Consider the following 11,138-nt stretch of genomic DNA (forward strand, 5'->3'; position numbering starts at 1 on the left):
AGTAAGTCTGGGTTTTCAATTTTTATATTTCGCACTCTCATCGTGAAAACCTCTTTTATTTACTATAATTATAGACACTTCTGCAAATAACTATATTCTCCAAAATACCGGCTGATAGCGCATACACTCGCGCTAAATCAATAATCGGAATCAGGGCGCGATGTTTAATATCAAATGTATGATCATGGTCGCCGCCTTGAATCAAAACGATATTGCGAAAAAAGCCCAGCGGCGGGCGATTCTTGAGCGCATTAGCTGCCATATAAGCAATAAAAATGCGATTTGCACGCGATTTTTCAATAATGCGTTCATGTAATTCGGCGCACAGCCCATACGGATCGCGCAAAGAACGCATATCAAAAAACACATTCGACAGCATCAAAGCCATCGGCTCTGGCTTTAAAATCCAGTTAGAAAAATATTTATTCCAAATACGCAAAGTTTGTCGCCATTGAGCATTTTTTGCCATCACCTCGCCCGGACAATAGACAAAGCCACAGGCATTTAAGCCATCATTCACAAATTGCGCCAGCGCCGCAAAATACGCATCATCATCGGGCGTAGCCGTATCGGAAATCAGCAACGCATTATCTTGATCGGAATGCGCCGATTGCTCGCGCCGCGCTTGCGAGCCACCCAATAGCCACGCATAGGGCACTGGCGGTGCGCCTAAATCAGCTTCAGCGAGTTCAATCAAACGCAGCGTCATGGCATCGGTAATGGCGCTAATCGCTTGACCGACTTGAGTAGCAGTCGCGCCGCCGAGAATTAACTGCACCTGTAATTCAGCAATCTTCGCGCCGATTTGCGCCAGCGTTGTAATCGAATCGGCGCGATGAATATCACCGACTAAATAAATTGAATTAGCACTCTGAAAGCGGGTGAAATCAGTCGAGGAAATCAAGCCGACCACACGCCCATTATCCATGACTGGCAGATGATGAATATTCAGCCGCGTCATGGTAATCAGCGCCTGAAACCCGAGCGTATCGAGATCAACGCTGGTGAGGGTTTCAGTCATAATAGCGCGTACCGGTTGATCGGTCGCTAATCCAGTAGCAACACAGCGATTACGTAAATCACGATCCGTCATCATGCCGACTAACTGTTCACCGTCCATAATCAGCAGCGATGAAACATGATGTTCAGACATTAATTGCGCAGCGGCACGAATACTGGTTTCGGGGCTAGTTGCAATGGGCGCACGCCGCACCATATCGCGCACGCGCACGGTCATTAAACCACTGCCGCTAGTGGGCGATTCAATGACGACATCTAATGCTTTGCGCAAGCGGCGTGAGGTCGATTGCTCAAAATGTTCGGCAAATGCCGGGGATGCGGCGCGTAATTCAATTAGCTCAGAACAAGGCAGCGCATAAACGAGCGTATCTTCAGCGGTATGACCGACAAATGGCGGGCCATTTTGATCGGCGCGGCATCGCTGTTCGCACAGATCACCTTCAGCCAATTTGCCGATTAGCTCGCCGCGTCCATTGCGCAGTTCAACCGCACCTCGGCGCAAAATATAAAGACAGGGCGGGGTTGCGGCTTCTGGTGGAAAGGCCATGCCGCGCCGAAAATAGCGCACCGCTAAGCGACGCGGCAGCCGCGCCAGTAATTCTTCGGGGAGTTGATCGAACGGCGGATGACTGGCTAGAAATTCTTGGATTTCGATTAATTCGATATCCATTGTGAGGTCTCACATCAGCACGACATGACACTATTGAACCATGAAATGCTGTGGTTTGGGTGCGGCCTGCACGCAATCTTTAGGCGACGGGGCTTCGGTGTTAGAATTGGGCAGTGCCGCCGGTTCCCCTGACTCCGCTCCCGTGCCCGCGCCAGCGATCCTAGCCGACGAGCCAAGCCATTGTGCGGCGCGGGTGCTTATTAAACGAGCCGCTAGTGTGTATGCAAAATATTTCGGACTAAAAGAGCCGAGCTTTGCGATTGCTCCCGATCCGCGTTATCTATTCCTGAGTAATCAACATCGGGAAGCATTGGCGCAGTTGCGCTATAGCGTGCGGGCAAGCGGTGGCTTAGTGCTGTTAACCGGCGAGGTTGGCACCGGCAAAACGATGGTGTGTCGGGCTTTTCTCGAACAATTACCGGAACAGGTTGATGTGGCGCTGATTTTAAATCCAGTGCAGTCGCCAATAGAATTGTTAATCAATATTTGTGAAGAATTTGGTATTGCGCTGCCAGCCGATAAGCTGTCGAATAAACAACTGCTAGATGCGCTGAATGCGTATCTCTTACACGCTGCTGAACACGGACGCCAACCGCTGTTAATGATTGATGAAGCGCAAAATCTGTCGCGCCAAGCGTTAGAATACGTGCGTTTGTTGACCAATCTGGAAACCAATCAACATAAATTACTGCATATTTTTCTCATTGGTCAGCCGGAATTAAGTCAGCGACTCGAAACGCACGCACTGCGCCAGCTCGATCAACGCATTACTGCGCGGTTTCATTTAACCCCGCTGAATTTAGAGGAAACCAGTCAGTATATTCGTCATCGTTTAGCGGTCGCCGGTGTTGAGCGTCCGTTATTTACGGCGCGGGCGCTGCAACGGATTCATACCTATTCGGGCGGCGTGCCGCGGGTGATTAATATTCTTTGTGATCGGGCGTTATTGAATGCCTGTATCACGCGCCGTCCGCAGGTCGATCCGCTGATTGTGGCGACAGCGGCGCGTGAAGTGCGCGGTATTCCAGTGCAACAGCGATCACTGCGCACCGTCCCGCGTTTGGCGCTGATGGTGTTTTTGGTAGCAACGCTGGTCGGCTGGGAGATACAGTCACGACTAACGCCGGAACAGCGTGTCGAAATTCGGGCGTGGATTGCCGGAATCACTGGGATTACGGACGCTCCAGCGCCAGACCAGCTCATTGAACCGATTATTGAGCCGCCTGCTGTAACGCCAGCTATTGATGCAGAGATTGGCACGGACAGTGATATGCCGGATGCGGCGCTGGCTTCGGAATCTGAAGCAGTCGCGCCTGAATCATTGGCGACGCCGGTGCCGCCGATTGCTGCACTTGCGCTGCCCGAAACCGAGGCATTGCGCCTGTTGTTGCGGCGCTGGGGATTAGAGGTCAAGCGGCTGACGACTGATGATCCCTGTGCGCAATTGCGCCCATTCGGTCTAGCCTGCGCCACCGAGCAGGGACAGTTGCAGCAGGTGCGATTGTTTAATCTACCGGCCCTGCTGCGCGTCGCCGATCATGAGGGCAGCGCCCGCTATGTGGTGCTCGGCGTGCTGTCGGCGACTGAGGCGGGCATTGATGCGCCGGATGGCGCGACGGTGCGTGTTCCGTTGAGCACATTAGCGGCGGATTGGACGGGCGAATATCAATTATTGTGGCTGCTGCCGCCTGATGGTTCGACGCTGATTCAGCCCGGCGCGGTCGGCGAGGCGGTGCGCTGGTTGCGCGAACAGGTGGCGCAGGTGCCTGGGCTGACGTTAGTTCCGAGTACGACAGATCGTTTTGATGCCAGCTTAGAGCAGGCAGTGCGTGCGTTTCAGCGCAGCGCCGGAATCCGCGCTGATGGGCTGGTCGGCCCCCGCACCCTGATCGCGCTCATGCAGGTCAGTGGTGCGGAAGAACTGCCTCGACTTGATCCGGATTATAGGCTTCAGCACTATTAAAAACCCGTCTCTAAATCTCACGGCTTTTGATACCGTGCTATGAAGAAACTGAGGATTTAAAACGCCAGCGCCTGCGCTTTCATTTTATTAACAATCGCATACACGCCGACATGCCGATTCGGGCTTAAATGCTCTTCGAGTTGCAATCCGGTAAAGAGCGCATCGACATCGAGCGCGGCGATTTCAGCCGCTGTTTTATTTGAAAACAATTCAACCAATACTGCCACCACGCCTTTAATAATGGCCGTATCGCAATCGCCCCAATAGGCTAGATGCCCAGCCTGTTCGGGATGCGGATAGGCGGCTACATGCACCAGACTCATGCACTCGACAACCCGATTGGCGTCAGTTTTATAGGCGCTTGGCATTGGAGCGAGGCGCTCGCCGAGTTCGACGAGATAGTGATAGCGCGACTCCCAATCGCCCAATAACTCGAAATTGTCGATGATGTCGCGGATGTCAGTATTCATAATCAAGCCAATTAAACCCGAAACGATTCGCCACAACCACACAAATCTTTAGCATTGGGATTGTGGAACTCAAAGCCTTGATTGAGCAGATTGGTTTTAACGAAATCAATCTCTAGCCCGTCTAAATGCGCTAATTGTGCGCTGTCCACGACGATTTTAATGCCGTGACTCTCGAATAGTTGGTCATCACTATTCACTGCGTCGGCATAATCGACCGCATAACTAAACCCGCTACAGCCGCTTTTTTTTATGCCAACGCGCAGGCCCAGACCCTGCCCGCGTTGCGCGAGTTGCTGCGCGATGTGTTGGGCGGCAGCTTCGGTCAGACTGATGCTCATAATAGTTACCTCGTGGAAAATCGCTGTGGTCGCTTAGTCCAAGATTGGGTCAATTTGCCGCCACTGGGCGCTGTTTTCAAGGTTGAATGGCAGTCTGGCAGCGCGTATCGTCAGCACACTGCGTTCAAATTGAATCGAGGCGCGGAGCCGTATTATGCAAACCGTGATCGCCATTCGGCATCTTGCATTTGAGGATTTAGGATCGTTCGCCGAGGTGCTCCAGCGGCGCGGTGCGAGTGTGCGTTATCTGGAGGCCGGCGTGGATCGGCTCACTGACTTTGACCCCACTGAACCCGATCTATTAGTCGTGCTCGGGGGGCCAATTGGCGCTTATGATGCGGCGCTCTATCCGTTTATCAACGATGAATTGCGGCTGCTTGAACAGCGCCTGAGCGCCGACCGCCCGACACTTGGCATCTGTCTCGGGGCGCAGTTGATGGCACGGGCGCTGGGGGCGCGGGTCTATCCCGGGCCAGCGAAGGAGATCGGCTGGACGCCACTAACGCTGTCCGAGGCGGGGCAGGCCTCGCCGCTGGCGGCACTTGCCGGGGAGCTGACTTCAATGCTGCACTGGCACGGCGATACCTTTGATCTGCCCGAGGGTGCGACGCGCTTAGCTTCAACGAATTTATATGCGAATCAAGCATTTAGCTGGGGACGGGCGGCGCTGGCGCTGCAATGTCATCCCGAAATCCGCGCCAGCCAGTTTGAACGCTGGTTGATCGGTCATGCCAGCGAGTTGGCGGCGGCGGGGATTTCCGTACCGCTGTTGCGGGCTGAGAGTGCGCGGCTGGCCCCGACGCTGGAGCAGCAGGGTCAGCAGTGCTTTGAGCGGTGGTTAGCGCGTGTTGTGTAGCGTTTAGCTTCCAGCGTCTAGCCGCTCAATGACGGTGTTCAGCAACACGCATACTCGATGCCGAAGCCATGTCGAGCAGTCCGCGCATCAGCACAGCGCGGTCGGCAGTGGGCAGGGTTTCAATCAGTGCCTGTTTGTCTTCGGGACTCAGTGGCAGATGGGCGCAGAGCAAATTCGTCAGTTCGAGATCGGCCAGATGTTCGATGTCATCCCAGGGGATTTCAACGCTCTGAAGCTGGCAGTAGGTTTTGAGCGAGACGAGAAAGCCCGGACGGTCGGGGATGGGTTCGGCCTCGCCATGATAATCAGCGGCGAAGCGTTCCCAATCCACCCGTGCGCGGCGGTAGCCGTTCTGTTCATCGAGTTCGCGGATCACTTGGAACCGACAGACGCCGGTGAGCACCAGAATAATCCGCCCATCTGGAGTTTCGCTATACGACGTAATGCGCCCAGCACAGCCGATGCGATGGAGCGCGGGTCGGTCGTCTAGCTGGGTTTCGCTGGTCGGCTGGATCATGCCCACCAGATGCTGTGCGGCCAGCGCATCGGCGACCAGACTGAGATAACGCGGCTCAAAAATGTTCAGCGGCAATTGCACGCCGGGCAACACCACCGCACCGACCAGCGGAAACAGCGGCAAATCGAGCGGCAGATCGGAGAATTTCGGAAAAAAAGGTGTGCGCGTCATCAAGCAAAGCTCCAGTCAAAGCGTGTCTCGTGCATCCAGATCGGTCGTGTTATCGAATCGCTGCGCATCCCGCTCACTCGCGCCCGATCTGGTGGCCTGTGATGAGTTCTGAAATGGGGCATCGCCCGCGAATCACCAGTCTTTAAAACTAGAAATCCCCCCCCGCTGCCCGCATCCTAGCCGACCGACGGCTCCACGCGGCAGCCAGCCATTCATTAAATGAGGACATGCACATTGGATACACTCGCCACGCCGGAACACCACGACACCGCCCGCGCTGCACTCGCCGCACACTATCCACAGGTGCGGCGCTTTTCTGAACAGCTTTGCGCCCCGCTGGAAATCGAAGATTACGGTCTGCAAACCGTCGTCGAAGCCAGCCCACCCAAATGGCATTTAGCGCATGTCTCGTGGTTTTATGAGACATTTTTATTGCGTCCTTTTGTGCCGAATTATCAAGTCTTTCATCCGCGCTTTGAATATCTTTTCAATAGTTATTACGAACAAACCGGCAGCGGTTTTTGGCCGCGCCATGAACGCGGTTTATTAGCACGACCGACAGTCGCCGAGGTTTATGCCTATCGCCAGCATATTGATGCGGCCATGCTCCGCTTAATTGCCGACTGTCCCGCCGCTGATTGGCCGACGGTTGCTTTACGGCTCCGCATTGGCTTAAATCACGAGCAGCAGCATCAAGAATTGCTCATCACCGATATTAAACGCCATTTTGCTCATAATCCGCTCCGTCCGGCCTATCGCGCTGAATTACCTACCGTGCCGCTCACTGCCCCCGCACCGCTTCGCTGGCATGAATTAGCCGGTGGGTTAATTGAGGTTGGCGCGACGGATGAAGCGTTTTATTACGATAATGAAGTGCCACGTCATCGCGTATTCGTCGCGCCCTTTAAACTCGCCGAGCGTCCAATCACCAACGGCGAATTTTTAGCGTTTATTCAGGACGGCGGTTATCAAAATACGGGCCTCTGGCTTTCCGATGGCTGGGCAATAGTTAAACAGCAGGGCTGGCGTGCGCCGCTTTATTGGGAAGCACGCGACGGCGAATGGTGGCAGATGACATTAGCCGGAATGCGCCCACTCAATCCCGCCGAGCCAGTCTGTCATGTCAGCTATTACGAAGCGGATGCCTATGCAACCTGGGCGGGGAAACGATTGCCGACTGAATTTGAATGGGAATATGCCGCGCTAAATCAGCCGCTTGCGGGTCATTTTGTCGAGGATGATTGGCTGCATCCGCGTCCGGCTCCCGAAGGTGAAGGATTAAAACAACTCTTTGGCGATGTCTGGGAATGGACTGGCTCGGCGTATTTACCCTATCCGGGTTATCGTGCTGCTCCGGGCGCACTCGGCGAATACAACGGCAAATTTATGTGCAATCAATTGGTATTACGCGGCGGTTCCTGCGCTACGGCTCGCGATCATATCCGCCCGACCTATCGCAATTTCTTTTATCCACATGAACGCTGGCAATTTATGGGCTTTCGACTAGCGGAGGTGGCGGCATGAATACAAATACCGCGACAGCACAGATTACATCTGAACGCAGCTCTGAACACAGCGGCCAGCATGAGCGGATTGCCTCACGGATTCGCTTTTTTGACTTTCATCCGACAACCGCTGATGTGCGCGTTGAAGTGCTGGCCGGATTAAGCCAACCGCATAAACGGCTCCCACCTAAGCTATTTTACGATCAATATGGTTCGCGGCTTTTTGATGCCATTACCGAATTACCCGAATATTACCCGACGCGCACCGAAATTCAGATTCTCCGCGATCACGGCGCGGAAATGGCCGATCAACTCGGGCTCGGCTGTGTGCTGATTGAATTGGGCAGCGGTAGTAGCCTCAAAATTCAAACGCTGCTCGCTGCGCTGCAACCTCGGATTTATATTCCGGTCGATATTTCTAAAGCGCATTTGCTTGAATCCGCTCAAGCACTCGCTGACCGCTTCCCCGATTTAGCGATTCGCGCCGCCTGCGCGGATTATTCCGGCCCATTTGAATTACCGCTCGAACCGGATTGGCGCGATTTAGCCGCATTTTTTCCGGGATCAAGCATCGGTAATTTTGATCCAGAAGATGCCTGCGCTTTTCTCAAGCGCGTCGGGCGCGTACTCGGGCCGGGTGGACGGCTCTTAATTGGTGTTGATCTGAAAAAAGATCGCGCTGTATTAGATGCCGCCTATAACGATGCGCAGGGCGTTACGGCAGCCTTTAATCTCAATTTGCTGACGCGCTTGAATCGTGAGTTGGGGGCAGAATTTGAGGTTGATGCGTTCCGTCATCGCGCATTTTTTAATGAAACAGCCAGTCGCATTGAAATGCACTTAGTCAGTCGCGGCAATCAGCGCGTGCGCGTTGCTGGTCAAGTGTTTGATTTTCGGCTGGGTGAGAGCATTCACACTGAAAATTCATACAAATACGGAATTGAGGATTTTCAGCGACTGGCGCGGTCAGCGGGTTATATTGCTGAACAGGTGTGGACAGATGCTAATGCGCTATTTAGCGTACACTGCTTGCGCGTGGTAGAAGCGTAGATAGGGTTGTGTGCCGTGCTAAAACGATCAATCATTTAATCCAAATCAAGACGGCACACAACCCAACATTTCATTCTATTGGATTCGCGTTTATATAGGTAAAAATAACGTATGAACATACGACTTACTATAACGCGGCTAATTCTTTATACAGCAATTTTTTGGGTGCTGTTAGCTAATAATACGTTCTTTCAGCATGTTACAGAAGTCTTTCCGCTATCGCTAAAAAATAGTGGCTTCTTAATTTCTGTAGCGGTGGTATTAACTGCGTCGATTGTATTCTTACTGACACTAATCTGTTGGAAACAGACAACTAAGCCGATTTTAATCACGCTGTTGCTTGTATCCGCGTTTACAGCCTATTTCATGGATCACTATAATGTTGTTATTGACCATACGATGATTCAAAACACGCTTGAAACCAATACCTCAGAAGCATTGGATTTACTGAGCATCCAACTATTAGGCTATCTGTTAGTGCTTGGGATTATTCCAGCAAGCATCGTTTATAAAACTGATATTATTTCAGAATCATGGAAAAAATTTATTCTGGTCAAAATCCGCAATATTGTGATTGCTGTAATTGTTACGTTAAGTCTGATTGTACTATTTGGCGATTTTTATACCTCTTTTTTTAGAGAATATAAACCGCTGCGATTTTACACTAATCCAACATATTATCTATATTCAGCAGCAAAATATATTCACTTAAATTTCAGCAAGCATAACGCAAAACTAGAACCGATTGGAACTGATGCAACAGTTGTTGAAACAGATGATGACAAAATCGATGCTGACCAGCAGAAGAACTCTGATTTAAAAGAACTAATTATTCTTGTGGTTGGAGAAGCGGCGCGAGCAGATCATTTTTCGCTCAATGGCTATACCCGCGAAACAAATCCACTGTTAAAACAAGAAGCCGTCATCAATTTTTCAAATCTGTATTCATGCGGAACCTCAACTGCCGTTGCGGTACCTTGTATGTTTTCAATTTTTGGCAAAGCGGATTATACCGACAAACACGCCAAAACAACTGAAAATGTGCTCGATGTCTTAAACCATACCGGAAAAATAGCGATTTTATGGCGCGATAATAACTCTGATTCAAAAGGTGTTGCGCTGCGTGTTGCGTATGAAGATTTTAGACAACCTGAAAAAAATTCAATTTGTACTGATGGTGAATGTCGTGATGAAGGCATGTTGCTTGAACTGGATACGTATATTCAACAACATCAGGGGCAAGATATTTTAATTATCCTGCATCAGATGGGAAATCATGGCCCAGCTTATTACAAACGCTACCCAAAAACCTTTGAGCAATTCAAGCCAGTGTGTCAGACAAATCAACTTGAATCCTGCCAACACTCAGAAATCGTCAATGCGTATGATAATGCAATTTTATATACTGATTATTTTTTAGCAAAAGCAATCAACTTTTTGAAGCAATATAATCAATCACACGAAGCAGCTTTAATTTATTTGAGCGACCACGGTGAAAGTTTAGGTGAAAACAGTATTTATCTGCATGGAATGCCGTATATCATTGCGCCTGATGCGCAAAAGCATGTAGCAGCTTTAATGTGGTTTAATGATAAAATTAAGCGCGATATTGATTTTGAATATGTCAAGAAAAATGCAGATCAACGCTACACACAAGATCATCTCTTTCATACATTGATTGGTCTTTTTGAAGTGCAAACAAGTGTTTATAATCCGGCGATGGATATATTGCATGAGCATCATTAGGCTATTTGAAAAATGGCTGCCGCAGATTCAGCGCAGCAATTTAGAAATCGAAAATCTATACTTTATGTTAGGTTTGCCGATTTTAATTTTATTACTGGCTGTGGTACTGCAATACAGCGATATAGATGTCTGGTGGATTGCTCATTTCTTTGATGCGGAGCGAGGTATTTGGTTATATAAAACGCATTGGTTATTCAATGATGTTATCCATGTTGGTGGCCAAATCTTTGATAAGCTCATTATTGCGCTGTGTTTAATTGGATATGTTGTCATTCATTTAAATAAACAGTTACGTTTTTATCGAAAATTGATGCTGTTTTTTATTGTTGCAACACTGGTTGGGCCGATTGTGGTTGGAATTGGTAAAAATCTAACGCATCTGTATACGCCCTGGGATGTACACCTGTTTAGTGGTTTTTATCCCTATATTCGGTTATTTGATCCAGTCGCCCAAGATGCGCCGATTGGTCATGCGTTTCCGGCCGGTCATGCGTCAGGTGGCTATTGTTTTCTGAGTTTGTATTTTGTATTGCTGCATTTAAAATCACCATATCGCGGTTTGGGGTTGATTTTGGGGTTGGCATTAGGAATTATTTTTGGTCTGGCGCAACAGATACGCGGTGCGCATTTTCCAAGTCACGATCTAGTGACGCTGGTCATTTGTTGGTATGGATCGCTGATAATGTATTTGTTATTTTATCCGCATCAAAATGCGCTGTTACGCCTTGCTTATAATGATAGTGAAATTCAATCAGGAGCAATTGAGCGATGAGTTTAATTGACGATTTAGCGAAAGCGAAGTCTGAAGAAGATGTCAAGGATGCCTATATCA

General features: G+C 50.2%; 10 protein-coding genes. 6 read left to right on the plus strand and 4 right to left on the minus strand.

All coding sequences use genetic code 11. From position 1 onward, the window contains the following. Nucleotides 1-55: 55 nt before the first annotated feature. Nucleotides 56-1,690: a DUF294 nucleotidyltransferase-like domain-containing protein gene (locus BLW10_RS13030; protein WP_245709410.1), complete on the minus strand. Its 1,635-nt coding sequence runs from the start codon at nt 1,688-1,690 to the stop codon at nt 56-58. 40 nt (nt 1,691-1,730) lie between these two features. On the opposite strand from BLW10_RS13030, the gene BLW10_RS13035 reads away from it, so the two are divergent. Then, a complete protein-coding gene (locus BLW10_RS13035; protein ID WP_245709412.1) occupies nt 1,731-3,653 on the plus strand; it encodes an ExeA family protein in 1,923 nt (640 codons plus the stop codon). A gap of 56 nt (nt 3,654-3,709) precedes the next feature. Here the strand turns inward: BLW10_RS13035 and BLW10_RS13040 are convergent, their stop codons facing one another. Then, on the minus strand, nt 3,710-4,123 hold the full coding sequence (locus tag BLW10_RS13040; RefSeq protein WP_091335361.1) for a SufE family protein: 414 nt from the start codon (nt 4,121-4,123) through the stop codon (nt 3,710-3,712). 11 nt (nt 4,124-4,134) lie between these two features. Beyond that, nucleotides 4,135-4,461 carry a HesB/IscA family protein gene (locus BLW10_RS13045; RefSeq protein ID WP_091335363.1) on the minus strand — a complete coding sequence of 109 codons (327 nt, stop codon included), beginning with the start codon at nt 4,459-4,461 and terminating at the stop codon, nt 4,135-4,137. A gap of 154 nt (nt 4,462-4,615) precedes the next feature. Here BLW10_RS13045 and BLW10_RS13050 point away from each other — a divergent pair, with 154 nt between their 5' ends. After that, nucleotides 4,616-5,317, plus strand: a complete 702-nt coding sequence (locus BLW10_RS13050; RefSeq protein ID WP_091335366.1) for a glutamine amidotransferase — start codon at nt 4,616-4,618, stop codon at nt 5,315-5,317. 25 nt (nt 5,318-5,342) lie between these two features. Here the strand turns inward: BLW10_RS13050 and BLW10_RS13055 are convergent, their stop codons facing one another. Next, a complete protein-coding gene (locus BLW10_RS13055) occupies nt 5,343-6,005 on the minus strand; it encodes an LON peptidase substrate-binding domain-containing protein (RefSeq protein WP_091335368.1) in 663 nt (220 codons plus the stop codon). A 219-nt stretch (nt 6,006-6,224) separates the two neighbouring features. On the opposite strand from BLW10_RS13055, the gene egtB reads away from it, so the two are divergent. The 4 genes from egtB to BLW10_RS13075 all read left to right on the plus strand — a co-directional run bounded on the left by egtB (nt 6,225) and on the right by BLW10_RS13075 (nt 11,078). Next, entirely contained in the window at nt 6,225-7,529 is a 1,305-nt protein-coding gene (gene egtB / locus BLW10_RS13060) for an ergothioneine biosynthesis protein EgtB (RefSeq protein ID WP_091335371.1), read from the plus strand. Continuing rightward, nucleotides 7,526-8,560, plus strand: coding sequence for an L-histidine N(alpha)-methyltransferase (gene egtD, locus BLW10_RS13065; protein ID WP_091335374.1), 1,035 nt, complete (start codon nt 7,526-7,528; stop codon nt 8,558-8,560). Before egtB ends, egtD begins: the two co-directional genes overlap by 4 nt. 111 nt (nt 8,561-8,671) lie before the next feature. Beyond that, nucleotides 8,672-10,306, plus strand: a complete 1,635-nt coding sequence (locus tag BLW10_RS13070; protein WP_091335376.1) for a phosphoethanolamine transferase — start codon at nt 8,672-8,674, stop codon at nt 10,304-10,306. Between the two features lie 64 nt (nt 10,307-10,370). Continuing rightward, on the plus strand, nt 10,371-11,078 hold the full coding sequence (locus BLW10_RS13075) for a phosphatase PAP2 family protein (protein ID WP_218139736.1): 708 nt from the start codon (nt 10,371-10,373) through the stop codon (nt 11,076-11,078). Nucleotides 11,079-11,138: the final 60 nt, after the last annotated feature.

Source organism: Allochromatium warmingii (genome assembly GCF_900107145.1).
Lineage (GTDB): Bacteria > Pseudomonadota > Gammaproteobacteria > Chromatiales > Chromatiaceae > Thermochromatium > Thermochromatium warmingii.